Genomic DNA, 25,032 nt, shown 5'->3' with positions numbered 1-25,032 from the left:
TAAAAATGTTAACTTGCGTAAGGCTATATCCTTTTGTTTCGTTTAAACTTAGGAGATAATAAAGGATAACATATAAAAAGCTTAGGTGAATAGAATGAAAATGTTATGTATTGATGGGGGTGGCATCCGCGGTGTATTCGCACTTGCCATTTTACAAGCGCTTGAAGAAGAGTTTGATTGTGCTGTTGGTGATCTGTTTGATGCGGTTGCTGGGACAAGTACGGGAGCGATAATTGCTGCTTCCATATCTATGAACAAAGAAATGAAAGACGTACTTGAAGATTATAAAAAATATGGTAAGAAAATTTTCGTTCGGCAAACGAAGGTTGGAATTTTTAGAAGCGTATACAGTGATGAATATTTAAGACAATTTTTACAAGAGGGATTTGGAAATGCATCTTTAGAAGATATTGAAAAGCCACTACTAATTCCAGCGGTGGATTTAACACACGGAAAGCCATTTGTTCATCGGTCCAACTATGGACACCCTGAAACTAGTGATTTAACAGTTAAACTATGGGACGCTGTCCTGTCATCTTGTTCAGCACCTGTTTATTTCCCGCCTAATAAAGTAAAAAATAAGTATTTATCCATTGATGGGGGACTGTGGGCCAATAATCCGTCTTTAGTTTGTGTTACTGAGGCGATGGACTTTTTTCAAAAACGATTAAATGATATTAAAATAATGTCTATCGGTACGGGACAGCAAAACATTGATTTCACTGAGGACGATAACATGGATTGGGGCATAAAAGAATGGTTACCCTTCCATTTACCATCAATGAAAGTGACCCCAAAGTTATTAGATTTAGCTTTACATTTATCATCCGAATCTGTTTCCTACCATTGTCATCATCTTTTAGGTGATCATTATCTTCGTATTAACAGCGAACTAGGTAAGGAAATTCCATTTGATGAAGTGGAATATATCGATGAACTTAGTGAATTAGGAAGAAGTGTATTTATGGAGAAAAAGGATACTATACTTCAATATTTAAATAAGGAATAGGAGTACAGAAGCGAGATGAACCGATAAGGAAATCTCGTTTTTTTATTTTCAATTTTGTTAGTTAAACACGTTTGTTTATTTTATATAACCATCATTTCATTGAAAACTAAAAATATTCTAAAAAACCACAAAATCGTTAGTCATAATTCGACCTTTTTTTCATACTCAATTTTCCGAAAAACTTACTTTGTATATAAAACAAAAGTAATTTCATCTTGTTAAACTAAAATAAATCGACAAAATATCTAACGGCTCCCTAGAGGTATGTCGACAAAAAAATATATACAAAATAGTCAATTAAATTAATAATCTAAAATAACAAAGATATTACGGCTAGGGTGGTTTTGTCGTTGGCTAACCGATTGGTATCTACGGAGGTGATAAGAGCATTAAGTTGGTTATTGAAAAAAATCAATTGGTTTGTAAGGTATTGTTTTAAAAGAAACACGAAATGAAAACCCTTACAAACATATATTAGTGATAATCTTATAATTCTAATTTTATTCAATATTCGTGGAAAATAATCAAATTCTATTGCAGTAGCAAAAGGGGACTCGTTCATGCTAGCGAAAAAACTAAATGATAATGCTGTGTTACAAAAGCCAATTGAAATAGAAAAGCCAAGGAAACAAGAAATGTGGGCCTATGCTTTAGGTAGTTTTGGAATTTTTTCAGTCTGGACATTAATTGGAGCATTCCTAACATTTTACTATACAGATGTTGCAGGGTTGGCTGCTGGTGCAGTAGGAACCCTTATGCTAATCGCACGTCTCTTTGATGGTGTTACTGATTTAGGTATGGGGTCTGTTGTTGACCGCACGAAATCAAAACATGGAAAAGCACGTCCGTGGTTGCTATGGATGTCTTTCCCGTTAGCGATTACTACAGTCTTGCTGTTTTCCGTTCCGGATATTAGTAGTAATGGTAAGATCGTATATGCTTACATTACGTACATATTATTTATTTTGCTGTATACGGCTGTATCTATTCCTTATAAAACATTGCTTGGAGTCATGACGCAACATCAACATAGTCGCTCGTTATCAAATATTTACTCCGCAATTTTTATAATGGTTGGTACGATGATTGTTATGACATTGACACAACCGGTGGCCGCCTCATTAGGGTGGACAGCTCTAGCTGCAATTTACGGATTTATTACTGTTCTTTGCTTATTCATTACGTTCCGTTTCGTAAAGGAAAGGGCAGTTTCCGCTTCAGTTCACCATGAAGAGAATTTAGGCATAAAAAAATCATTAAAATCTTTATTTAATAACAAATATTGGATCATTGTAACAGCATTTTGTGTTACGTTCTATGCAACAATTGGGTTAACTCAAGGTGCCGGTTTATATTACGCAGCATGGATTTTAGGCGATATTAACTTGTTCCCAATTATCGGACTTGCTTTATCCGGCCCAATGATTATTGGCTTGTTCTTTATTGGACCGTTAGTTGCAAAGATTGGAAAGAGAAATGTGGCGATGCTCGGGGCAGCGGTATTTATTGTGGGTCAAATCGTAAAAGGAATAGACCCGACAAACTTAACAACTTTCTTAATTGGAACTGTTATAGCAGGTTTAGGTGCAATGCCGGCGATTGCATTAGTATTTGCAATGATTAACGATACGATTGAATATGGTGAGTACAAAACTGGTATGAGAACAGAAGGACTCGTCAATAGTGGAGCTAGCTTTGGAATTAAGATTGGAACGGGCATTGGTCTCGCATTAATTGGTTGGTTATTAGGTATTGGTGGATATTTGGGGGGGGCTGCTGAGCAACCTACCTTAGCTATCAACATGATATTGGCACTCAATATTTATATCCCATTAGCTTTGGCTGTAGTTCAGATCATTTTATTGCTTATGTTCAAAATTGACAAAGAGTATCCAACGATCTTAGCTGAACTTCAGAAACGTAAATCTGTTAACTAATATTATCAATACAAAAAAGAGGCTAACAGTCAGCCTCTTTTTTGTATTGGCGTGCCCACGAGAGCAAAAATCAGGAGGGTGTTTCAACTGAAATAAAAGTACTAATAATTACCTTGTAAATTAGCAATAGGTGGCTAATTTTTAAATCATAAAAAAGTTCCCGCTGACAAAAAATAATGCTTAGAAGGAGGGGTGAACATGCCACATAGAAAACATAGAGGTCGTCCTTTAGACCTTGTATTAAGTGATGATGTAGTAGACCATGAGTTTGCAGAAGAGCTTGCAGACGGTGGTGAAAGAAATATCGCAGTTGAAAATCAACAAAAAAACCGTCAGTTGAATAATACAAAAAAGAAAGCAAATGGCGGTTCCAAGGATATATAATTACCTCATCTTAAACAGGGTGCTGGGCGATTTGCCGTGTGCACCCTGATCTATGGAAATATGTATTACCTAAACAAGGACTCGAACCTTTTATGATCATCTTCTTAAAAAGCGAACAATAGTTTGGAAGCAGCTTTTCTTATAAAGTTCATGAAGATCATCTTGATTACACATTAACCATTGGATTAAACAACCATCAATAGTTGCTCTTATCATTTTTGCCGATTTCTTGATATCAAGTTCTTTTGAAAAGACGCCTTCCTCTTGTCCAACAGCAATGATTTCTCTTCCTAATCCCCAACAATTTTCATAAAACTGTAGGTTTATTTGCTGATATCTCTCATTTCGACTCGCTTGTGCAATGAAATCTAAGTACACTTTATAAAACGTTCGATTTTTTTCAGGGCTTATAAAGACAGAATGGATGTAAGCCTCTAGTTTTTTCATAGCAGTGTGTTGATCATTAATCGCTTCGCATTCATTTTTATAAATTTGTTTTGTTACCCATTCTAATAAAGAGGAGAAAACATCTTCTTTATTTTGAAAATAGTAATTCGTAACCCCTTTACTGACCCCTGCGTAATCGGCAATATCTTGTAAGGTTACCGCTTCAAATCCTTTATCTGCGACAGCGTGAAATGCTGCTCTTAAAATTTGTTCTCTTCGTTCTAATGCTCTTTTCTTCATAGGATTTCCCACCTTATTGGTATTGCTTTTCTATAGTATACTATAAAATTAATTTTATGAATATTTTGACCAGTCAGAATAATTTTTGCTATAATTATCCTTGTGAAGTTTACTTATGGGAGGGATACGAAAGTGAGTAAAGTATTTAAAGCGCTAGTTGTCAATAAAACAGAAGACAATTTTTCACTTGGTTTTAAAGATGTCTCTATCGACGATCTACCTAAGGGTGATGTGTTAATCGAAGTTCAATATACAAGTGTGAACTATAAGGATGGACTTGCTAGTATTCCTAAAGGAAAGATCGTTCAATCTTATCCGTTTATTCCAGGAATCGACTTAGCAGGAATCGTTGTATCTTCAGAAGACCCTCGTTATAAAGAAGGGGACGAGGTTATTGCTACGAGCTACGAAATTGGTGTTTCACATTTTGGAGGATACGGTGAATACGCACGTATTCCAGGAGATTGGATTGTTCCTCTACCAAAAGGATTAACACTTAAAGAAGCGATGACTTATGGAACAGCTGGTTTCACAGCTGCTTTATCTGTTCACCGGTTAGAAGAAAATGGTTTGACTCCTGAAAAGGGGAAAGTACTAGTTACGGGAGCAACTGGAGGAGTTGGAAGTATCGCTGTAGCCATCCTACATAAACGTGGCTACGAAGTGGTAGCTAGTACAGGTAAGGAAAACGAGCATGACTATTTACATACACTCGGAGCAAATGAGGTCATAACTCGTGGAGAGGTAGTTCCTGAAAAAATCCGTCCGCTTGATCAACAATATTGGGCAGGAGCAGTTGACCCTGTAGGTGGAAACACATTGGCTGCCCTTCTGAGTCGAATGCATTACGGTGGATCTGTAGCGGTAAGTGGGTTAACTGGCGGAGTGGATGTTGCAACGACCGTATTTCCATTTATTTTACGAGGAGTCAATTTGTTAGGCATCGACTCGGTATATTGTCCAATGAAGCTAAGAAAAGTAATTTGGGAACGCATGGCGGACGACTATAAGCCTGAAAGCTTGGAAAAGATTACTGTCGAAAGTGAATTTAAAGAATTGCCACAGCACTTAGCATCTATTTTAAATGGGCAAGTACGTGGTAGAGTAGTTGTTAAGCTATAGGTTGCCGCTATACGTAAGGGGTAGGGATATGTAAAGCATAGTTGATAATTGATAAAAACGTAAACGAGTTCGCACACTTTTCAGTTTATGAATAACTGAATCCATGATCATTTACAAATAATTCAAAAAAGAAAATAGGGTTCTAAATATAAGGTGAACCCTATTTTCGCTTTGTTACTTTTTGTTTTAAATACAAAGCTTTTTTCAATAAGTAAACAGTATTTTGTTCTTTAACTTAATTTTAATTACGTTTTGTTGTCCTTTAATGGGGAAGGGAAGTGTATTGACTTCTTTTTTTACTATTATGCGAGTAGAAGCTCGTTTGTAGTGATTGACGTATTCAGACAATAGGCTTTCAAGATATTGCTCCATATAAAAATCTGACTCAATGATGTTTATTAACAGCGTTTCTTTATCTATTTTTGATATTCTTCCAATTTGTTCATTGAAATTGCATAAAAAACGTCTAAAGCACAGGAGTTTTTCATAAGTTAGTCGTTTTGAGTCTTCTTCTGGCAAGAGCGCTAAATAATATAATTTTTCTTTTAAGTCTTCGTCCAATTCAAGTTTTTCCACTTTATTAAGTATGAGTAGTCGGTCTAAGAAAAACAATTTACGAAACTTTTCCGGGATGTTAGGGTGAAATAAATATTTACTTACTTCTTGAGTGGTAAGCCCTGTTTCTTTAGCAAGTGTTTCTACTGTAATATGTTTCCTAAGTTGAACAAACAGTGCGTGTTTATCGAGAGGGCTTAGCGTAGAGTAGCGTAATAGATAACGAAAAGTGATTAAGAGACGTTCTTTTCTCGTGATGGTTGTATTGATAATGACACAAGGAAGTAGTACGTTTTTTTTGGTATCACTAAAGGTATCTTTAATAGCATAATAATCTTGATAGCTACCAATGAGTAAATAGTTATCGTTTGGCTGCTTTTCAACAAAAAGAGGAAAGTACAATACGGTTCTATAATTCATGTGTTGTTTAATATTGTTTATTACACTTTTACACCTTTGAATTTCAAAAGCAGGAGTTATCTTTGCAAGTGGAATTTTCATTATTTCCATATATCCTTCACCCCTTAAATAGAACGTATGAAAAGGGTTTTTTGTCTTATTCCTCTTGTTTTCTAAGTTTTAAACGTAATGTGAGGAAACAACTAGTGTAAACAAACTTAAAATACATAAAAGGTTGTGCTTATTGTGAAGAAATATCAAGTGTGGCTCATGCTCATTTTGGCGACCTTATTTTGGGCAGGGAATTTTGTCTTTGGGAGTTATGTAGTAAATGAGATTGACCCGATATGGATGACGTTTTCAAGATGGGTTTTAGCATTATTTCTTTTATTCCCGATTGCTTATTATGTAGAAAAGCCCAATTGGAAGCTTATAAGAAAAGATTGGCCTTTTCTAATACTGAACGGGATCCTTGGAATTATCGGCTACAATTTAATTTTGTACTCGGCATTAGAGTTTACCTCGTCAACCAATGCTTCGTTAGTAGCAGCGATGAATCCAGCCGTTATTGTCGTAGCTTCTGTCATTTTATTAAAAGAAAAATTGTCAAAACTTCAGTTGCTGGGTTTTTTTACCTCTTTAGTAGGAGCTGTTGTTATTTTAACGCAAGGAGACATAACTCGAATCGTACATCTCGACTTTAATAAGGGCGATCTATTTATGATTGGAGCGATTATCGTTTGGACTTTTTATTCAATTATAGGAAGGCGCCTAACGTTACCGCCAATTTCTGCAACGGCAGTTTCAACATTATTTGCAATGACCCTTTTAGCACCTTTTGCGCTTTCGCAAGGATTTCCGATACCAGAGCTAAGCCCATTAGCGTTAACAGGTATTGTTTATTTTGTCCTGTTTCCATCAGTTGGTTCTTTTATTTTTTGGAACATAGCTGTCCGAGAAATTGGTGCAAGTCAGTCTGGAATATTTTTAAACCTGATCCCTGTATTCACAGCAATCATCAGTATGATCTTAGGTGAGATGATTACATTCGTCCAAGTCTTGGGAGGTTTGTTTGTATTTCTTGGTGTATACCTAACAACAGGGTTATTAGACCAGCGGCTGTCTGGAAAAAGGGGAAAACCGGATTTAAGAAAGTCGGGTTAAGAGAATAAAAGAAAAGAGAATGTAATTTGGGTAAGAAAGTCTACGTTTCGGAACATAACTATTCAAACACAGTCCGCTCGGGGAAAGGTCGCACCAGCAACAAGTGTCTATATGTAGTCCACTCGTTGCTGGATCAGCGTCTGGACTTTATTCTCCTACTACACTAAGTCATATATGGAGTGAAATTATCCAAAAACCGCATTTTTTGCAAAGCGGACAGTTCATACGCTGCTATCGAGTGCCTGTATCTATCTTATTACAGTTTCGTTTTTTTTGATTTCGAGGTAATACCTCAAAGGACTATAGATTATACGTTATATTATTAGTAGTTGGTGACTCCTTTTTTACAGCTTGCTACAGTGGTAAGGTTGTATTTTCACAAAATTGAAAGATTTATGAACGAAAGTGGAGGTTAGTATTTGTTATACTTGACCGAGAGTTCAACCTTACAGCTCGGAAAGGAGCAACGAGATGAATATATTTTTGACAGGAGGTACAGGATTTTTAGGTACCCAACTCATTTTACAATTAATACAGTCAAAACATAAAGTATATGTGTTGGCACGATCGAAAAAAAAGAGCGAGACTTTACTTAATAAAATCCCTAATGATTTACACTCTCAGATTGAGGTTATTGTAGGAGACCTTTCAAACAAAGAGTTATGCATTACAAAAGAGGATCAAAACAAATTATTGAACAACATTGATGTCTTTTATCATATCGCTGCATTATTATCATTTGACTTTAAAAAGAAGGACGAACTCAATCAAATAAACTATATTGGGACCCAAAATACATTAGAGTTTGCTAGAAATCTGGGCGTTCAATCTTATTATTATGTAAGTACAGCTTATACATTAGGAGATAAAGAGTATGCTGAAGAAACATTACATGATATAAGTGGAAGTTTTAATAATGCGTATGAGGAAACGAAATGTAAAGCCGAGCATCTAGTGATGGATTATGGACAAACGATGAAAGTGGCTATTTTTAGACCCGCGATTATAGTAGGTGACTCTAAAACCGGTCAAACAGACTCGGGGTTTGGTTTGTACGGCTTTTTGAAGGGGCTTGAGGTCTTTAAAAAGCGAATTACTAGAGTTGGATACGATCAGGATAGAGTGTTTAATATAATTGGTAACCCTTTTGGTAGTCAAAATATTGTGCCTGTTGACTATGTTTGTCAAGTTTTATTAGCGGGATTATCGAAAGCACAAAATCAGACGATATATCATGTTACGAACCCCAAACCACCTGTAAATAATGAGGGTCTAAAGTTAATTCACCAGTTACTAGATTTACCACAAATTCAATTCAGGAAAAAAGAAGATGTTTTCTTGTCGAAAGAAGAAAAAGTATTAAATGATTTCATCTCCAGCTTTGCGGTTTATTTTAACCGAGATATTCATTTCGACATTTCTAACACGACGCAACTTCTTAATGATACGAATAACGAAGTATTGAACATGGATAAGAACATGTTTAAAACGATTATCCTTGGATACAAGAAGGAAAAAGAAGCATTGTTAGTCTAATAGAGATATTTATGGGAATGGTGTAATTCCTCGCCAAACCTATAAAATAATTAACCTTGTAAATTTAAAGTTGTTATAACTGGCTCTTTTTAAGGGTCAGTTTTTATTTTACTTTATATTTTAGGATAAACTCGACCTTCACTTTAAATTTATATTTTGTTAATAGAGGGGATTCAGTGATAGAAGTAGTTCGAATGCAATATACATTTGTAGTCAACAATTTTGTATTAGATGAATGTCAACTCTTTCACTCGCTTGTATTTGTTCTCTTTCCTATCTTTTTTATGTTAGAATATAAAAATTTTTCTGAAATTTACTTAAAATTCGTACGTCAAAATTCGATACGTTTCCCCAATATCTATCGACTGCTGCATTCGCGTTTTAACAACGTTTAAGTGACATCAAACAACTTTTATTAACAAACCAATCGACAGCAATTGATATAGAATGTTTTTATTTGTCGACAAACACTTATTTACAAATATGCTATTAAACTTAATAATTCTAAGTGTAAAGCTACTACTATAATTTTCGCACAATTGGTATAAAGATACCTGTCACTAACTAACCGGTTGGTATTGGCGAAAATTGACATTATTATAAGGGGGATTAACATGACAGTGTACAGTGAAAAGCCATGGTTAAAACATTTCGACGAAAAAATTGGAGAAAACGCAAACATCCCAAACATTTCTCTTACTGATGTCTTATTGAACTCAGTGAAGGAGTTCGGTCCTAAAACGGCCGTTACGTTTTATAATAAAACATTTAGTTTTAATGAAGTATATGGTATCTCTGAAAAATACGCAGCGTCATTACATAGTATTGGGTTTAATAAAGGTGATCGATTAGCGATCATGTTACCAAATACACCTCATTATATTTTTTCATTATTCAGTGCTGCTCGTCTTGGAGGGATCGGCGTTCAAGTCAATCCAATGTATGTTGAAAGAGAAATTGAACATGTGTTAAAAGACTCAGGTGCTGAGTATATGATTGTCTTAGATCTTCTCTATCCTCGTGTTAAACAAGTACAAGCAAACACTAACCTTAAACATATTATCGTGGTGAGCTTACAACAGCAAACGACATCTTTGGCAGAAGGTGATTATTACTTCGATGACTTTTTACAACTTGAAGCAGAAACTCCTCCACAAGTTGAATTAAATCCAGCGGAAGATATTGCAATGCTTCAATATACTGGTGGTACAACGGGAGTTTCAAAAGGGGTTATGTTAACTCACCGTAATTTAATTTCAAACCTTGAACAAATCTATGACTTTATGTTTAGAGCGATTGACAGTCCTGACAATCCGAAAATCATGAGTGTCCTTCCGATGTTCCATATTTATGGATTAACGTGTAACGTATTTCTAGGCTTTAAAGCAGGATGCAATCAAATCATATTACCACGATTTGACGTACAAGAAGTAGTTGAAACTGTTAAGCGCGAAAAGCCGTTCCAATTCTCAGGAGTACCTACAATGTATGTTGCATTAAATAGTCATCCGAACCTAGAAGATTATGGGTTCGATCAAGTTTCTTATTTCAATAGTGGTGGTTCAGCCATGCCGATTGAACAACTTCACTTATTTGAAAAACGTACAGGTTGTAACTTATGTGAAGGGTTTGGTTTATCTGAAGCATCGCCAACTACACATTTCAACCCGCCTTTCCGTGAAAGAGTTGTTGGAAGTATCGGTATTCCTCTTCCTAGTGTCGAAGCTAAAATTATTCAAGAAACAGAAGATGGAATCGTTGAAGTTCCAGTAGGAGAAGTTGGTGAATTAATTATTAAAGGTCCACAAGTTATGAAAGGATACTGGGGACGTCCTGACGCTACGGAAGAGGTATTAAGAGATGGTTGGTTATTCACGGGTGATATGGCACGTATGGACGAAGAGGGCTACTTCTATATTGTAGACCGTAAGAAAGATATGATCATTGCGAGCGGTTACAACGTGTACCCGCGTGAAATTGAAGAAGTGCTATATCAACACGAAGCAGTACAAGAAGTAATCGTAGTTGGGGTACCTGACGCATACCGCGGCGAAACTGTAAAAGCGTTTGTTACTTTAAAAGATGGGAAAACAGCAACAGAAGAAGATATTATTCTATTCACAAAATCACTGTTAGCTCCTTATAAAGTACCAAAGTTCGTTGAGATTCGCGATGAACTTCCAAAAACAGCAGTAGGGAAATTATTAAGACGCGCTCTTCGTGATGAGGAAGCAGCTAAAACTCATTAATTTAATTTAATTTAAAACAAAGGCGCCAAGTTACTTTTAATCAGCTAAAGAAAAGTGTCTTAGGCCAACAAGTATTGGCGCCTAAATTATACTAATAATCGAAGCAATGGAGGAACAAGACATGGAAATTAAACAATTATTTGATCTAACTAATAAAACAGCAATTATTACTGGTGGGGGAAGAGGTTTAGGAGAACAAATTGCTAATGCCTATGCTGAAGCAGGTGCCAATATCGTTGTTTGTTCTCGTAAGCTTGAAGCGTGTCAGGAAGTAAGCGAGAAGTTAAAAGCAAAGGGAGTAAAAGCCATTGCCTTACAATGTGATGTAACGAAACAGGAAGACATTGATGTTGTCGTTCAAACAACACTAAAAGAGTTTGGAAGTATTGATATTCTAGTTAATAATAGCGGAGCATCATGGGGAGCACCTGCACTAGAAATGCCTGTTGAAGCTTGGGATAAAGTAATGGATGTTAATGTCAAAGCAATATTCATGTTTTCTCAAAAAGTAGGAAAAGTTATGGCTGATCAGGGATCTGGAAAAATCATAAATATTGCATCAATCGCAGGTACTGGTGGCCAAAACCCTGAGGTGATGGATGCGATTGGTTATTCGACAAGTAAGGGTGCCGTGATTACGTTCACAAAAGACCTTGCCGTAAAGCTTGCTCGTTACAACATCCACGTTAATGCAATTGCACCAGGGTTCTTCCCTACGAAAATGGCAAAAGGGGTACTTGATGAAGCGGGTGAAAGATTACTAGCTCATACACCTGCAGGTCGCTTCGGTTCTGATTACGATATGAAAGGTGCAGCTCTATTCTTAGCTTCTAAGGCTTCTGACTATGTGTATGGTCATACACTAGTTGTTGATGGAGGAGCTAGTGCAGCTGTCATCTAAAATATAAAAAGTGCCCTGTCATTTTTTGTCATGGCACTTTTTATCTACAATCTTATTTTTGTGAACCTAGAAATTCTAGCAATTTATTATTTACGAGTTCAGCAGCTTCTGAAGTATAGATATGCCCAGCCCCCGGAACGGTTATAAATTCAGCGTTAGGTATCTTATTAGCTAAATTTTGACCATTTGGATAAGGAACTAGTACGTCGGCATCCCCGTGAATAACAAGGGTTGGACATTTAATTTGACTAAGTTCTTCATCTGTATTGTGTCCAAGACAAGCTTGCAATTGTAACATATACCCTTGGGGAGACGTTGGAATTTCTATTCGTTTTTTAATGTCTTCAGCGATGAGGTCACGCTTTGTCTCAATAAAAGATGAACTATATAGAATAGGAGCAGCTTCCCAAGCCATTTCCTCAGGAGTAGCTTGAGAGTTAGCTCGAGCCATCATTTGCATAGATACTTCCATTGGCGGTTGAACATGGTTAGGGCCACCAGCTGTTGTACAGCCTAAAACGAGTGACTTTACACGTTCAGGGTAGAGCAGGGTTAGTCGCTGGGCAATCATACCTCCCATCGAGATCCCGTAAACATGTGCTGAGTCAACTTCGGCTGCATCTAAGACAGCACGAGCATCTTCAGCCATCAATTCAATGGAATAGGGAGTAGTTGGGGTTTCGCTTTTACCACAGCCGCGGTTATCAAAAATGATAACTTTATAGTGTTTAGCTAGCTCAGGTAGAGTCCGAAACCAAGATAAGGAATTATGAGAGAGTCCCATAATTAATAGTAAAGGTTCACCTTGTCCATGAACTTCGAAATACAGTTCAGCACCATTCGATTTTGTAGTTGGCATTGCAACATACCTCCTTTTGGAAATTATGGATATTTCTATTTAATATTATATGAAAATTACAGTAATACAAGTACTTTTTATTTAGTATTAACGTAGAGTTCGATTATTTGAGAAGTAGAATAAAAGCTATAAATTTATATTCATATAATTATTAGGGAAATAGGTATATTAGTTGATCTAACTGAATAGTTGATATAAGGTCTGCGTGCTAAAAGTTGGTTTGCGAGGCTATTATATTAAAATAATATTGTGTTCTTTAGAAAAATTTTAATTTTTTGGAAAATTATAATTGATAATTTCGAAAATTAGTTATATTATAAGGTTAACATACCAACCGGTTAGTAGTAGATAGGTGAGGCAGAAGAGAATGAGTGACAAAAAATCAGATCTATACGAACAGTACAAACAACTAGAGGAAGAATGGAACACCGAGCTCATCTCTACATTAAACTGTCCTGAATATGTTCGATTGTCTGGAAAAATGCTAGAAGCACATCTTGATTGTGTACTGGACAGGAGAATAATCGCGGAAAAATGGTTGAAATCAATAAACGTTCCAACAAAAAATGAGGTTGCGATGATGGCCAACATCATAATAAGGCTGGAGCATAAAACCGATGATCTAGAAGAGCGACTGTTCAGTTTACTTCGATCAAACAAAAAGCAAAATCAAATGTTAAAGGAGTTGTTTATTGAACTGAGAAAGATGAAGACACTTCTTGATAAAGAAGGTAAACTTCTAAAACCAAAAACAAAGCTAGAAATACTCCAGGATGAATTAAAAGACTTACTAGCAAACTAACCGTTGCTGTAATTCCTAATAAAAATGAAAGACAAATAAGGAGGAAAAATCAATGGAACAAGAAAAAGAAACTGTAGAAGTAGAAGAGAAAGTAACGAGTTTAGATTTACTTTGGAAACAATCATTACAAGAGTTAGATGCTTGGAATGAAAGAGCCAGCCTTCGTGAAGAAGCATTACTTCGCAATACAAAGCGTATCATTGAAAATATGAAAAGAAACCAAAGTAACTCTAAAGAGTTATTAGATCAATTAGTTAAAGAGCAACGCGAGTGGGAAAAAACGGCGCGTGAAGAACTTTTAACATCAACGACTTCATTACAATACTTATTCCCAATTAAATCTTATGAAGAGATCAATAAGGTGATGGATAACTTCCAAAGTAAAACAACAGAACTATCCAAGTTACAGCTGCGACCTTTCGCTAACGGTGAGCACCTAGATTACTATGTTAAATCGATGGAACAGTATATTGAGTTCAGAAAGAAGAGCCGTATTCAATTTCTTGACAACTTAAAATCAACGCTAAACACCATTCATGAAAATCAACGTGGAATGATTAACCTTTTCACAAAACAACTGAAAAACGTTTTATTTCCTTTTAATAAATACATCGAACGTTCTAGCGAAGTGAAATCATAATATAAAAAATAAAGAAGGGCGGAGAGGAATATGTCATCAAACAGATCATATGATCCATACGATACTTTTAAAAAATTTAGCGACAGATGGGAAAAACAAATCAACGATATGATTCATTTATGGACGAATAATTCAGAGTTCGTTCGTTATGCCAAAGTAAATTCAGATGCGCATTCTAGATACTTAGAACTATTACGTAGAAACCAAGAAATGTTAGCAACTCAACTAAATATTCCAACAAAAACAGACTTAGCCAATGTTTCAAAGCTAGCTCTTCAAACAGAAGAAAAACTAGATCTATTAGAAGAACAAATTTGGAACTTATCCGATTCATTCAATGATACAAATCAAGAGATCGAAAGTGTAGTAGAAATCTCTCGTGAAGTTGTAAAGGTGACAAAGCAGCTAAAAACGGAGCTAACTAGAACGAAGAAAGAAGTTTCTGAAACAAAAGCGCTTAAAGATGAATTAGAAGAAGTAAAAGCAGAGCTAGCTCAATTGAGCGACATTAAAGAAGAACTTACTTCCCTAAAAGAATTGTTACAAGAAAAAAATCAAGTGAACGAACCAAAATTAGAACCAGTACTTGTTGGTGAAAACGAAAAGTAATCATTGAAATGGAGGAGCCCAAGTGACAACTAAAACACCAGAAAAAAACACTTTACCCTTTCCAACTTTTGATATGGTAAAAGAATGGAAGCGATGGAGTCGTTTTATGAATATTATGAGTGAAATGGAGTCTGATCCAAAAGTGGGTCATACCCCTAGACAAGCGGTATGGAAAAAAAATAAATCTACATTATGGTACTATCCAGCGGTTGAAAAGAAATATGATGTTCCTTTATTTTTTGTATATTCCTTATTCAATAAGCCGTTTATTCTAGATTTAAACCCAGGGTCAAGCATTATCGAAGGCCTTACAAAATTAGGTTATGATGTTTATTTGCTTGATTGGGGTACACCAGGTTATGAAGATAAAGGCATTAGCCTGGATGATTATATCCTTGATTATCTGCAAAAAGGTGTTCGAAGAGCACTGCGTCATTCTGGAGCAGAGGAGATCTCGGTTATTGGTTATTGTTTAGGTGGAACAATTGCGTCCATTTATGCAGCTATTGCTGAAGAACCAATTAAAAACTTAATTGTAGCCACTGTTCCAATCGACTTCAGTGTACAATCTGCACCAGACAAATGGGTAGAAGGAATGAGAAAAGGCGATTATAACATTGATCGACTGGTTGAAGTGTATGGCAATATGCCACCTGCTTTCGTCAACGCCATGTTCCGTTCCATTTCAGCCCCGGTCTATTTCACGCCATATGTTCAGTTATTGACAAAAGCACATGATGAACGATTTGTGGAAAGATGGCGCCGCTTAGATAAGTGGACGAAAGAACATGTCCCGTTCACTGGAGAGGCTTTCAAACAACTAGCAAATGATCTAGGTCGAGATAATAAGCTGGTAAAAGGTGAATTAACGATTCGAGGAAAGAAGGTTGACTTAGCGAATATCAAAGCTGATTTATTAGTCGTTACGTCTAAGTATGATCACCTAATTCCAGAAGAACAAAGTTTGCCGATGATGGAGTTAGTTTCTAGTGAAAATAAGACGTATAAGTTAGTTGAAGCTGGCCATGTTTCGTTAGCATTATCTGGGAAGTTCCCTGTCTTACTTGATGAATGGTTAACAGAACGTTCAAATTTAGTTGCGAAAACAAAGTAATATTTGCCTTAATGCTTTAATAGAATAAATTGTGGGAAGGACATAGCCCCCTCCCACAATTATTATTCTAAAGTATCTATACAAATTGTTCTTGTCTGTTCTTATTTAAAAACGTTCGCAGGGTATGATTAAACCTCTCAGTATCTTCAAGCTTAGCAATATGCCCCACGTTTCTAAAAATCACCAATTCAGAGTGCGGAATGCTTTCATGCATCATAATTTGCACCCATAACGGCACGACTGTGTCGTATTGGCATCCAATAACAAGCGTAGGAACTTTAATTTGTGGTAAGAGCTTACGGTTGTCGATTGCAAGACAAGCTTCCATTGATTTTTGATAACTATTAGGTTTAGGGTTATAGAACTGAAGAAATTTATTTGATTTTTCTTCATCCCAGGCATAGAGACAAGTACGAGCTGCTAAATCTCTAGCTTTCTTAGGAGTGTATAATTTCGATCTAAACTTTCTGAACCTTAAAAAAGACCTGCCGAGTAATTTAGGTGCATAGTGAAACGTACTAACAAAGGTTAATGTGCGGCAACGATCTGGCGCTTGCCTGTAAATTTCTTGAGCAACTGTACCTCCCATGGATAAGCCACAAATGTGAGCGCTTTCAATATTAAGTGCATCAAGTAAACCTAAAACATCACTGGCAAAGTTCTTAATGGAAATGCCATCATATGTTTCACTTTCACCGTGGCCGCGTAAATCTGGGATAATGAGATCGTATTGATCTGCTAGTTCATGTTGGTCAACCCAACCTTCTTTGATTTCACCTAAGCCGTGAATTAGTAAAAGTGGCTCACCAGTTCCGAGACGTTGGTAGTGGACGGGGATGTTATTGACATTCACCGTTTTCATATAAAAACCTCCTAGGTTTAATTTAGTTTCTTATAACGTTTTACCCAAAATTTTGGATTGTTAACCAAATTGTCACAAATCTTTTAATTTAAGTATATGCACTATTGACTAAATATGACCCCTATGTGTAAAATACACCTATAAGAATTTTTACAGAGGTGTATAACTATGGCAAATGAAAAAAAAGATACTTCCATCGTACCTTCAAAAAATTTTGTATTGCCATTCATTTTATTAATCTTAAGTAGAATGTCTCTTCACGGTTATGAGCTTATTCAAAAGTTACAAGCATTTGGTTTTCAAACGGTTGATCAAGGAAACTTGTATCGATTGTTAAGAAAACTCGAGAGCGAAAACCTTGTGAAATCTGAATGGGATACAACAGGAAGTGGGCCAGCAAAACGACTATATTCTATTACAGATGTAGGAAGAAACTATTTACAAGGTTATGCGAAAAAGCTTGAACTTTACCAGTCAATGCTGGATCAATTTTTCAATATGTATTCTAGTTTTCTCGAGCTCTACATCCCTTCTTTTAAAAAGGAGGATAAGATAGAGGAATTTGAAAAACAAATGAGGAGGAACGAAGATGAGTCAAAAGGCGAAGCAAAAGAATGAAACAAATCATGTAACTGAAACTCTAGTAGAGACATTATGGGATCAATACGAGGGAGCACTAGCTCGCTACCGTACTCAAACAGATGAAAGATATGATGCATATCTAAATGCATTAAAGCAAACGAGAAAGTTTAATCAAGACTACCGAGAAACACTCAAAGGTTTTTACCAAGAAGCTCGAAACACGAATAAAGAAGTTTATAATGGAATTACTTCTAATATCTCTGAAAGATTACAAAGAGAACCATCAGAAAAGTCTAAAGAAGTACAAAATCAATGGCGTGATGTAACTGGCAGATTAGAAGAAATTTCTCTAACACCAATGAAGCAAATGTTTGATATGATTAACCGTGTGGAAGATCGTATTGAACAAAACACTGAGCAATATATTAACTACCGCCGTAATCGCCGTAAAGCGTGGGCTTCTCTAACAGATGAGTATATCCAATATGCTAGAACGCAAAATATTGATACGGCTCGTCGCTTAGAGGATAGCTTCCGTACATTAGTGAACACTGGGAGTTAATTTAACAACATAAATAAGTACAAGAGGAGAGCATTAGGCTTTCCTCTTTTTATTTTCTTTGATCTAAAATAGAGTCAATTATTATTAACTAATAATATATTCAAAAAGTGTTAACTAAAATAATACTTCGATTATCAAAATTTATGCAAAATTTCGACAAATTTTATATTAAAACTATAAGGACAAAGTCATAAAACTGAAGGTTTTTGTCGTAAAACATCGACAAGTTTCTGTTATTAATGGAAAAATCTTGTTGAAAATTCATAAGACTTAACAATATAATATTAGTATATTAAAAAATATCAGAAAAATCAGATAGGAGTATTGATATGGAAAAAATCATTGGAAAGAAAATTGCTAAAGCTACACCAGAAGAAGCAGCAGAATTATTCACCAGCCACTTAAAAGCTTCATTACATTTGCTAGATAGGTATGGTGAGCATGATATCGTACAAATTCCTACAAAAAGTGAGGATGAAAAAAACTTTTTCTTATTCAATGCAGATCACATTGAGGAAGTTCTAGTAAAAAAGCAAAAGTCATTTAAAAAGGGTAAAGACTATGATGGATTAATGCTTCTGCTTGGAGAGGGTCTTTTAACAAGTGAAGGTGAAAAACATAAAAAACAACGTAAGCTGGCACAACCTTCTTTTCATATGAAGAGCATCGCTCAATATGCAGATTTGATGGTTAAAAATGCAGACAACTTAATGAAAGATTGGCAAGATGAACAAAATCTACTAATCTCAAAGGAAATGATGGAAGTAACCTTGAACATCATCACTGAAACGATGTTCGGTACGAAACTCGATGAAAAATTACTAGGTGATATTGATGAATCTTTTAGTAATTTCGCAAGTACTTTTGTTGATAAAATTATAAATGGAAATCCTTCACAAGAAAATCAAATGAAATTGTATCAAGCAGTGAAGACGTTAAATAAAGTTATATATGCCATTATCGAAGAAAAGAGAAAGTTAATTGAAAGCGGCGAACATGAGCATGACTTATTATCAATGTTAATTTCATCTCGCTATGAAGAAGATGGCTCAGCTATGACGGATAAGGAATTATACGATCAAGTTATGACAATCTTCTTAGCGGGGCATGAGACGACAGCTCATACGTTAACTTGGACATGGTACTTAATTTCACAACACCCTGAAGTAGAACAAAAATTCTGGAATGAACTAGACACGGTTCTTAAGGGCGAAAAACCAACACTTGAGTCTGTACGACAACTTTCGTATACAAACTGCATTCTACAAGAGTCTATGCGTTTATATCCAGCTGCTTACGAGATCGGTCGTGAAGCCCTTGAAACAGTTGAGATTGGTGGCGTAACTTTTAATAAAGGTGATAACTTCCGTATGAGTCAATATGCAGTTCAACGCAGCGAACGCTATTTTGAACAGCCGCACGACTTTATCCCTGAGCGTTTTGAAGGAGATTTATTAAGAAAAATTCCAAAATATGCTTACTTCCCATTTGGTGGAGGAACGCGAATTTGTATCGGTAATAACTTAGCAATTATGGAAGCAGTTCTTATTCTAGCAACGATCGGTCAAAAATATAAATTAACACTTGCTGAAGATCAAACGGTAAAACAAATCCCGTTAATTACATTAAGACCAAATCATGGTTTAACGATGGTAGCAACGAAACGATCGTAACATTAGACGTGACACCAAATACTGAATGGTTAGTATTTGGTGTCATTATTTTAAAAAAAGTATAAAATTCGAAGATGTCTAGCTCCAGCACCCAGCGACTAGTGAGACTTCGCTCACTTCCTTACGATAAGTCAACATCGGCTCACTAACGATCGCCGTGTTTCCCTATCTCTCATACGGTGCCGCTTTCTGTACGTCGCTAAACGGGCGCTTGCGCTTTTCTTAGGAGGATACAATGTCAAAACAAGTGAAGAACGTAGAAGTAAGAAGAGAGCTGAAGAAACAAATCAAAACCAAAGGTCAAAATGTAGCTTATTTTGATTTCGGTCACACTGATGACCCGGTTGTATTGCTTATTCACGGTGTTCCTGAATCGAGTATGTTATGGAAGGAAATCATACCTGCGATTGTTTCTGAAGGGTATCGGACAATTGCCCCCGACCTGCCAGGTTTTGGTCAAAGTGAACGTTTTGAAGAAACTTCAAGCTGGGAACGTTATGAACAGTTTGTCACTGATTTCTTAAATGAACTTCAGTTAGATCAGGTTCATATCGTTTTACACGATTGGGGTGGATTAATTGGGCTGAGATGGGCGAGCTCCAACACTGAAAAAGTAAATAGTTTAATCATTACAGACACGACGTTTACCCCTGATTATACTTGGCATAAAGCTGCACAAATTTGGCAAACGCCTGGCAAAGGTGAAGAGCTTGTTAAGCAAATGGCCAATAAAGAATTATGGTTTGCAGGGATGAAAAAAGAAGTTCCAGGTGTGGGTGAAGATGTGCTTGAAGACTTTTTCCAAATCTTTTCAAGTGATGACACGAGATCTGTCATTTTAGAGTTATATCGTTCCGGTGATATGAAAAAAGTTATACCTTATCAAGGAAAACTTCAACAAATAAATAAACCTGTAACGATTATCTGGGGAGAAAAAGATCCGTATGTCTCGACAGATTACGCTTATAAGCTTCGTGATCAAGAATTCCCTCATGCTAAAGTTCATATTATCCCAGATGCGGGCCACTTTATTCATATCGAAGTTCCAGAAGCGACACAAACGTTTGTAAAGGAACATTTTAATAAAATATAAACTAGTCTTATAGAGATGGGTATTACTGATTAGAGAATTTTGTTATTGCTCCATTATTTAACAAATAGTCGTACATTCCTCCTTTTTTTCGGAAGTTCTTTACATATTACTACATGAAATTACATAGAAGATAAGGCGTTAGAAGCTGTTTTTACTATTTAACTAACTGATAAAATGACCTAACAGTAAAGAATAAAGAAGTTGGTGAAATAGCTATGTTTATGAATTTTGAGTTAGGTATAGACTTAGGAACAGCTAATATCCTTGTATATAGTAAAGAAAAAGGGATTATATTAAATGAACCTTCTATCGTTGCGATTAACAAGCATTCCCATGAAATTGTAGCCGTTGGAATGGATGCTAAACAAATGGTTGGAAAAACACCGGAGAATATTAAAGTTGTTAGTCCGTTGAAAAATGGAGTTATTGCCGATTTTGATGTGACAGCGATGTTACTTAAACATGTGATGAAGTTATCTGCAAAGAAGCTAGGGTTGTCGTTTAGAAAGCCGAGTGTCATCATTTGTGCTCCTTCAGGCTCTACATCGGTCGAAAAACGTGCAATCATCGATGCGGTCAGAAGTTGTGGGGCGAAACAAGTGGAGCTCATTGAAGGCCCCGTTGCAGCTGCAATTGGTGCTGGATTGCCTGTAGACGAACCGATTGCTAATGTGGTCGTTGACATTGGCGGGGGAACGACAGAAGTAGCCATCATTTCTTTTGGCGGAGTAGTTTCTTGTCAGTCGATCCGTATTGGGGGTCACAAGTTTGATGAGGATATCATTCAATACATTCGCAAAAAGTACAACCTATTAATTGGTGAACGAACAGCCGAACAAATTAAAATGGATATAGGTTACGCGCCTTGCGACCATGAACAGGAATCAATTGATATTAGAGGAAGAGACCTAGTGTCAGGGCTTCCTAAAAACGTTACAATTCATTCGACAGAAATACAAGAATCGATGAAAGAAGATTTATTTCATATTTTAGAGGCTATTCGCGCAACACTTGAAGATTGTCCTCCTGAATTAAGCGGGGATATTGTTGACCGAGGGGTAATCCTAACCGGTGGGGGGGCTCTTTTAAACGGTATTGAGGATTGGCTCAGTGAAGAAATTGTTGTCCCCGTTATGCTGGCACCAAGTCCTTTAGAGTCCGTCGCGGTCGGTACTGGTAAATCTCTTAAAATGTTATCAAAAATGAAAAAGCGTATTGGTTGATATAATTTGCTTTTTAATGTCCCAAAGTATCGATAGTCGATTGACTATCGATACTTTTTCTTTTTAAGCACTCAGTTATATAAATGAAGTATAAAAGAAGGGCTACTGGCTATTCTAGTGATACGTGAATTTTAAATTAAAGGATTAGATTTCGATGAAAAAAAAGAAGCCGATTTGGAAAAAATGGTGGCTTTGGCTAGTGATCTTGTTCGTTTGCTTAAACATTCTGATTACGAATTTATCTGAAAGTGAATATGATCATGAACAAGAACGAAATGAGTTAAAAGAAGGAAATATCTCTACTCATTAAGTCAAGTACAGATCACTCTTCTTTAAAGAAAACCATTTATTACTTCTAATAAAATGGTTTTATGGTTTGGACAACTTATGTCTAGTTGGGCTCATACCCATTTTTGAAGGAGGTTGGTGGTTCCTGATTTATAATCTTGTGTTAAAGGTAAGGAAAAACATATGGCTTATACCGAGCGCTTATTGTTTAATAGCTACCGTTCTAGCTCTATTTGTCATTTGGTTGGATACCGTACATGGCGCGAAAGTAGAAGCTACACTTCCTGCGACAATATTAATTAGTGTTGATTTAGCCCAAACCATATTAGGTATTATTGCAGCCGCTTTATTAACGATGATTACGATCACATTTTCAACAATTATGGTTGTTCTTACTACTTATTCATCTCAGTTTTCACCGAGAACGCTTTCAGATTTCGTAACGAATAAAGTGACGATGCGGGTGTTAGGAATTTATATGGGAGGCTTTATGTACTCGATCCTTTCTTTGTTATTTATGAGAGAGGACCTCGAACATGAAGTAATAGCAGGGACAATTGGTGTGCTATTTTCGATTGTTTGCTTAGCTTTTTTTGCTTACTTTATTCATTTTGTTGCAACTTCCATTCAAGTTAATAAGTTAATTAGCGAATTGACTAGACATACACTTGATACGGTCTATAATCGCAAAAAGCCAGATAAAAAAACGGAAACAATAAATATTACCTATAGAAAACCTAAGCTAGTTCCAGAGGGCTTTAATAAAATAGAAGTAAGAAGCCAGACATTTGGTTATATTCAACTTTTTCAATATGATCATTTATTAAAAAGAGCGAAAAAGGATGATCTTTACGTAGAAATTGTTCCTGCAATTGGCACATTTATCACTACAAACCAAATCATTTTTAACGTATACTATCAATATAAAAAACCAAAGATCAATTTTCATAAATACGTAGAAGTCGGCAATGATCGCACGATATTACAGGATGTTGATTTTGGAATCCAAAAAGTTGTAGAAGTAACACTCAGGGCTTTATCACCTGGTATTAATGATCCAAATACAGCGATAGACGGAATTTTACACATAGGAAAATTGTTAGCAGAAGCATGTAAACAAGATGGAAACTACATTTTGTATTCTGATCGATCTATTGTACGAGTGATTGCTCCTCAAAAAACAGTTGAGGAAATTCTTTATGTTACTTTTTATCAAATCTGTCATTACGGTCGGGAAGATATATCGATCATGCTTGCCACTTATGAAGCTCTTATTATGATGGCAGAAGGAAACGACCAACAGATTAGAAATAAAATCTGGACGTTTAGCCAGTACGTTGATCAAAGCTTTAATAAAGAAGTCCTCCAAGACCTAGATCTTCAATATTACAATGAAAAATTCATTCAATTAAGAGCAAAAACAATGACTTAGTTTCTTTAAAAACTGTAGGATCACGCTACAGTTTTTTGTTTTTTTCTTTATAGTTTATGACTTTATATATATAGACAAGCAAATACTTGTCTCTTTGTACCTTGCATATTAACCCTTTCAAACTTATTTAAGCAAATTCCTAGGGATATGGAGGATCTTCCGTTATTTGGGAGGAAATAGCTACGTATTATAGTTAACAAACTCTTATTATAAATTAGCAGCATGAATACTAAAATATCAGTAAATACACAATTTGTGAAAAATTGTATAAATGTTTAACATAAAACGTATGAAAAATGTTTGTAAAAGTATGTGATGCAAATACACTACTTTCGCTTTACAAAAAAAGAAAGGGGCAAACAACTTGAAAAAATTAGAGAGAAAAAGAAACAGTAAGATGAAGAAATGGATGGGTGGCCTTTTTACATCGGCGCTTTTGCTAGGGATGGCAGCATGTGGGACGGCTGATGAAACTCAAGGTGAAGCATCAGGTGATGGTGGAACCGAGGAAGAAGCGCAACAGATTTCAGTTGCGGTTGTACAAGATTATCCACCGTTTGAGTACATAGTGGATGGTGATTTAACAGGATTTGATATCGATATTATTGAGGCAATTGCAGCTGAAGAGAACTTACAAGTTAACTGGGAGATCATGAGGTTTGATGGAATTATCCCAGCGTTACAGGCCAATCAAGTAGATGCTGCTGTATCTGCGATTACGATCCGCGATGATCGTGCAGAAGTAGTTGATTTTTCACAACCTTATTTTGAATCTGGTTTATCACTAGTTGTTCCAGTAGATAGCGATATTAATAGCATTGAAGATTTAGAAGGTGCACAGATCGTTGGGAAACAAGGAACATCTGGTCTTGAAAAGGCGAGAGAATTTGCAGAACAGTATAACGGTGATGTAACGGTTCTCCAAGAAGATGCAACGATGTACATGGAAATTTTATCAGGTAACGCTGATGCATTAGTTAACGATTATCCAAGTGTTGCTTATAAGATTGCAACGGATGGTGATGACACACAATTACGTATCGTTGGTGAACGTTTAACAGGTGAAGATTACGGTATTGCTGTATCTAAGGGTGCAGATGGACTACTTGAGAAAATGGACAACGGACTCTCTACTATTATGGAGAACGGAACATACGATGAAATTTACAATCAGTATTTTGGTGAATAACGGGTTTTAAAGGTGTGACTGATTAGGTCTCACCTTTTTTGTTCGCCCAGCATGGGCGAACTCTAACGGGTGAAAGTCCCGAGTACGACCTTGTAGCGGTAAGTACATAGCCAAAAGCAAGGGTGTCCATGGTGACGTGGAATCTGAAGGAAGCTCGAGGC

The 25,032-nt window shown here is 36.1% G+C and carries 24 protein-coding genes; 20 read left to right on the top strand and 4 right to left on the bottom strand.

What is annotated here, in order from left to right; all coding sequences use genetic code 11:
- The first annotated feature begins 94 nt into the window (after nt 1-94).
- From ACNSTQ_RS16865 to ACNSTQ_RS16855, 3 genes are all read left to right on the top strand, one after another.
- Entirely contained in the window at nt 95-1,009 is a 915-nt protein-coding gene (locus ACNSTQ_RS16865; protein ID WP_418200989.1) for a CBASS cGAMP-activated phospholipase, read from the top strand.
- A gap of 560 nt (nt 1,010-1,569) precedes the next feature.
- Nucleotides 1,570-2,946 carry an MFS transporter gene (locus ACNSTQ_RS16860; RefSeq protein ID WP_418200988.1) on the top strand — a complete coding sequence of 459 codons (1,377 nt, stop codon included), beginning with the start codon at nt 1,570-1,572 and terminating at the stop codon, nt 2,944-2,946.
- A 198-nt stretch (nt 2,947-3,144) separates the two neighbouring features.
- On the top strand, nt 3,145-3,330 hold the full coding sequence (locus tag ACNSTQ_RS16855; protein ID WP_275119093.1) for a hypothetical protein: 186 nt from the start codon (nt 3,145-3,147) through the stop codon (nt 3,328-3,330).
- Nucleotides 3,331-3,426: 96 nt separating this feature from the next.
- Here the strand turns inward: ACNSTQ_RS16855 and ACNSTQ_RS16850 are convergent, their stop codons facing one another.
- Nucleotides 3,427-4,017, bottom strand: a complete 591-nt coding sequence (locus tag ACNSTQ_RS16850) for a TetR/AcrR family transcriptional regulator (RefSeq protein ID WP_418200987.1) — start codon at nt 4,015-4,017, stop codon at nt 3,427-3,429.
- A 132-nt stretch (nt 4,018-4,149) separates the two neighbouring features.
- Here ACNSTQ_RS16850 and ACNSTQ_RS16845 point away from each other — a divergent pair, with 132 nt between their 5' ends.
- Nucleotides 4,150-5,139: an NADPH:quinone oxidoreductase family protein gene (locus ACNSTQ_RS16845; RefSeq protein ID WP_418200986.1), complete on the top strand. Its 990-nt coding sequence runs from the start codon at nt 4,150-4,152 to the stop codon at nt 5,137-5,139.
- Between the two features lie 204 nt (nt 5,140-5,343).
- Here ACNSTQ_RS16845 and ACNSTQ_RS16840 read toward each other — a convergent pair whose 3' ends face one another.
- The gene (locus ACNSTQ_RS16840; protein ID WP_418200985.1) at nt 5,344-6,204 is read right to left on the bottom strand and encodes a hypothetical protein; all 861 of its coding nucleotides are present in this window, start codon (nt 6,202-6,204) and stop codon (nt 5,344-5,346) included.
- 135 nt (nt 6,205-6,339) lie between these two features.
- Here ACNSTQ_RS16840 and ACNSTQ_RS16835 point away from each other — a divergent pair, with 135 nt between their 5' ends.
- The 4 genes from ACNSTQ_RS16835 to ACNSTQ_RS16820 all read left to right on the top strand — a co-directional run bounded on the left by ACNSTQ_RS16835 (nt 6,340) and on the right by ACNSTQ_RS16820 (nt 11,943).
- On the top strand, nt 6,340-7,257 hold the full coding sequence (locus ACNSTQ_RS16835) for a DMT family transporter (protein ID WP_418200984.1): 918 nt from the start codon (nt 6,340-6,342) through the stop codon (nt 7,255-7,257).
- A gap of 471 nt (nt 7,258-7,728) precedes the next feature.
- Complete coding sequence (locus ACNSTQ_RS16830; protein ID WP_418200983.1) at nt 7,729-8,793, top strand: SDR family oxidoreductase; 1,065 nt, start codon at nt 7,729-7,731, stop codon at nt 8,791-8,793.
- Between the two features lie 614 nt (nt 8,794-9,407).
- The gene (locus ACNSTQ_RS16825; protein ID WP_418200982.1) at nt 9,408-11,042 is read left to right on the top strand and encodes a long-chain-fatty-acid--CoA ligase; all 1,635 of its coding nucleotides are present in this window, start codon (nt 9,408-9,410) and stop codon (nt 11,040-11,042) included.
- A gap of 121 nt (nt 11,043-11,163) precedes the next feature.
- Nucleotides 11,164-11,943, top strand: a complete 780-nt coding sequence (locus ACNSTQ_RS16820; protein WP_418200981.1) for an SDR family oxidoreductase — start codon at nt 11,164-11,166, stop codon at nt 11,941-11,943.
- A gap of 52 nt (nt 11,944-11,995) precedes the next feature.
- Here ACNSTQ_RS16820 and ACNSTQ_RS16815 read toward each other — a convergent pair whose 3' ends face one another.
- Nucleotides 11,996-12,802 (bottom strand): alpha/beta fold hydrolase, encoded by an 807-nt coding sequence (locus ACNSTQ_RS16815; RefSeq protein WP_418200980.1) that lies wholly within the window; start codon nt 12,800-12,802, stop codon nt 11,996-11,998.
- Nucleotides 12,803-13,169: 367 nt separating this feature from the next.
- On the opposite strand from ACNSTQ_RS16815, the gene ACNSTQ_RS16810 reads away from it, so the two are divergent.
- Genes ACNSTQ_RS16810 through ACNSTQ_RS16795 form a run of 4 tightly spaced genes read left to right on the top strand, consistent with a single transcriptional unit; the run spans nt 13,170 to nt 15,967 of the window.
- Nucleotides 13,170-13,604: a hypothetical protein gene (locus ACNSTQ_RS16810; protein WP_418200979.1), complete on the top strand. Its 435-nt coding sequence runs from the start codon at nt 13,170-13,172 to the stop codon at nt 13,602-13,604.
- 52 nt (nt 13,605-13,656) lie between these two features.
- Nucleotides 13,657-14,244 carry a hypothetical protein gene (locus tag ACNSTQ_RS16805; protein WP_418200978.1) on the top strand — a complete coding sequence of 196 codons (588 nt, stop codon included), beginning with the start codon at nt 13,657-13,659 and terminating at the stop codon, nt 14,242-14,244.
- Nucleotides 14,245-14,274: 30 nt separating this feature from the next.
- Nucleotides 14,275-14,853 carry a polyhydroxyalkanoate biosynthesis repressor PhaR gene (locus tag ACNSTQ_RS16800; protein WP_418200977.1) on the top strand — a complete coding sequence of 193 codons (579 nt, stop codon included), beginning with the start codon at nt 14,275-14,277 and terminating at the stop codon, nt 14,851-14,853.
- A gap of 22 nt (nt 14,854-14,875) precedes the next feature.
- A complete protein-coding gene (locus tag ACNSTQ_RS16795; RefSeq protein WP_418200976.1) occupies nt 14,876-15,967 on the top strand; it encodes an alpha/beta fold hydrolase in 1,092 nt (363 codons plus the stop codon).
- Nucleotides 15,968-16,043: 76 nt separating this feature from the next.
- On the opposite strand, the gene ACNSTQ_RS16790 is transcribed toward ACNSTQ_RS16795, so the two are convergent.
- Nucleotides 16,044-16,829, bottom strand: coding sequence for an alpha/beta fold hydrolase (locus tag ACNSTQ_RS16790; RefSeq protein WP_418200975.1), 786 nt, complete (start codon nt 16,827-16,829; stop codon nt 16,044-16,046).
- Between the two features lie 168 nt (nt 16,830-16,997).
- Between ACNSTQ_RS16790 and phaQ the strand changes: the two genes are divergently transcribed.
- From phaQ to ACNSTQ_RS16750, 8 genes are all read left to right on the top strand, one after another.
- Nucleotides 16,998-17,447, top strand: a complete 450-nt coding sequence (phaQ, locus tag ACNSTQ_RS16785; RefSeq protein ID WP_275119108.1) for a poly-beta-hydroxybutyrate-responsive repressor — start codon at nt 16,998-17,000, stop codon at nt 17,445-17,447.
- Nucleotides 17,419-17,973, top strand: a complete 555-nt coding sequence (locus ACNSTQ_RS16780) for a hypothetical protein (protein ID WP_418200974.1) — start codon at nt 17,419-17,421, stop codon at nt 17,971-17,973. Before phaQ ends, ACNSTQ_RS16780 begins: the two co-directional genes overlap by 29 nt.
- A gap of 329 nt (nt 17,974-18,302) precedes the next feature.
- Nucleotides 18,303-19,646 carry a cytochrome P450 gene (locus ACNSTQ_RS16775; protein WP_418200973.1) on the top strand — a complete coding sequence of 448 codons (1,344 nt, stop codon included), beginning with the start codon at nt 18,303-18,305 and terminating at the stop codon, nt 19,644-19,646.
- Nucleotides 19,647-19,881: 235 nt separating this feature from the next.
- Nucleotides 19,882-20,739 (top strand): alpha/beta fold hydrolase, encoded by an 858-nt coding sequence (locus ACNSTQ_RS16770; protein WP_418200972.1) that lies wholly within the window; start codon nt 19,882-19,884, stop codon nt 20,737-20,739.
- 215 nt (nt 20,740-20,954) lie between these two features.
- Nucleotides 20,955-21,962: a rod-share determining protein MreBH gene (gene mreBH, locus ACNSTQ_RS16765; RefSeq protein WP_418200971.1), complete on the top strand. Its 1,008-nt coding sequence runs from the start codon at nt 20,955-20,957 to the stop codon at nt 21,960-21,962.
- A gap of 154 nt (nt 21,963-22,116) precedes the next feature.
- Entirely contained in the window at nt 22,117-22,272 is a 156-nt protein-coding gene (locus ACNSTQ_RS16760) for a hypothetical protein (RefSeq protein ID WP_418200970.1), read from the top strand.
- Nucleotides 22,273-22,338: 66 nt separating this feature from the next.
- Nucleotides 22,339-23,682 carry a DUF2254 domain-containing protein gene (locus ACNSTQ_RS16755; protein ID WP_418200969.1) on the top strand — a complete coding sequence of 448 codons (1,344 nt, stop codon included), beginning with the start codon at nt 22,339-22,341 and terminating at the stop codon, nt 23,680-23,682.
- A 364-nt stretch (nt 23,683-24,046) separates the two neighbouring features.
- A complete protein-coding gene (locus ACNSTQ_RS16750; RefSeq protein WP_418200968.1) occupies nt 24,047-24,871 on the top strand; it encodes a basic amino acid ABC transporter substrate-binding protein in 825 nt (274 codons plus the stop codon).
- Nucleotides 24,872-25,032 lie beyond the last annotated feature (161 nt).

This window comes from Alkalihalobacterium sp. APHAB7 (genome assembly GCF_048323755.1).
In the GTDB taxonomy this organism is placed as follows: Bacteria; Bacillota; Bacilli; order Bacillales; family Bacillaceae_F; genus Alkalihalobacterium.
This window is presented reverse-complemented; position numbering and strand designations above follow the sequence as displayed.

Excerpts from the sequence above, each read along its gene's own strand:
- ACNSTQ_RS16840 (WP_418200985.1), bottom strand. The coding sequence starts at position 6,204 with ATGGAAATAATGAAAATTCCACTTGCAAAGATAACTCCTGCTTTTGAA.
- ACNSTQ_RS16850 (WP_418200987.1), bottom strand. The coding sequence starts at position 4,017 with ATGAAGAAAAGAGCATTAGAACGAAGAGAACAAATTTTAAGAGCAGCA.
- ACNSTQ_RS16770 (WP_418200972.1), top strand. The coding sequence starts at position 19,882 with ATGTCAAAACAAGTGAAGAACGTAGAAGTAAGAAGAGAGCTGAAGAAA.
- ACNSTQ_RS16825 (WP_418200982.1), top strand. The coding sequence starts at position 9,408 with ATGACAGTGTACAGTGAAAAGCCATGGTTAAAACATTTCGACGAAAAA.
- phaQ (WP_275119108.1), top strand. The coding sequence starts at position 16,998 with ATGGCAAATGAAAAAAAAGATACTTCCATCGTACCTTCAAAAAATTTT.
- mreBH (WP_418200971.1), top strand. The coding sequence starts at position 20,955 with ATGTTTATGAATTTTGAGTTAGGTATAGACTTAGGAACAGCTAATATC.
- ACNSTQ_RS16760 (WP_418200970.1), top strand. The coding sequence starts at position 22,117 with ATGAAAAAAAAGAAGCCGATTTGGAAAAAATGGTGGCTTTGGCTAGTG.
- ACNSTQ_RS16805 (WP_418200978.1), top strand. The coding sequence starts at position 13,657 with ATGGAACAAGAAAAAGAAACTGTAGAAGTAGAAGAGAAAGTAACGAGT.
- ACNSTQ_RS16815 (WP_418200980.1), bottom strand. The coding sequence starts at position 12,802 with ATGCCAACTACAAAATCGAATGGTGCTGAACTGTATTTCGAAGTTCAT.
- ACNSTQ_RS16790 (WP_418200975.1), bottom strand. The coding sequence starts at position 16,829 with ATGAAAACGGTGAATGTCAATAACATCCCCGTCCACTACCAACGTCTC.
- ACNSTQ_RS16775 (WP_418200973.1), top strand. The coding sequence starts at position 18,303 with ATGGAAAAAATCATTGGAAAGAAAATTGCTAAAGCTACACCAGAAGAA.
- ACNSTQ_RS16860 (WP_418200988.1), top strand. The coding sequence starts at position 1,570 with ATGCTAGCGAAAAAACTAAATGATAATGCTGTGTTACAAAAGCCAATT.
- ACNSTQ_RS16865 (WP_418200989.1), top strand. The coding sequence starts at position 95 with ATGAAAATGTTATGTATTGATGGGGGTGGCATCCGCGGTGTATTCGCA.
- ACNSTQ_RS16810 (WP_418200979.1), top strand. The coding sequence starts at position 13,170 with ATGAGTGACAAAAAATCAGATCTATACGAACAGTACAAACAACTAGAG.
- ACNSTQ_RS16820 (WP_418200981.1), top strand. The coding sequence starts at position 11,164 with ATGGAAATTAAACAATTATTTGATCTAACTAATAAAACAGCAATTATT.
- ACNSTQ_RS16800 (WP_418200977.1), top strand. The coding sequence starts at position 14,275 with ATGTCATCAAACAGATCATATGATCCATACGATACTTTTAAAAAATTT.
- ACNSTQ_RS16855 (WP_275119093.1), top strand. The coding sequence starts at position 3,145 with ATGCCACATAGAAAACATAGAGGTCGTCCTTTAGACCTTGTATTAAGT.
- ACNSTQ_RS16830 (WP_418200983.1), top strand. The coding sequence starts at position 7,729 with ATGAATATATTTTTGACAGGAGGTACAGGATTTTTAGGTACCCAACTC.
- ACNSTQ_RS16780 (WP_418200974.1), top strand. The coding sequence starts at position 17,419 with ATGAGTCAAAAGGCGAAGCAAAAGAATGAAACAAATCATGTAACTGAA.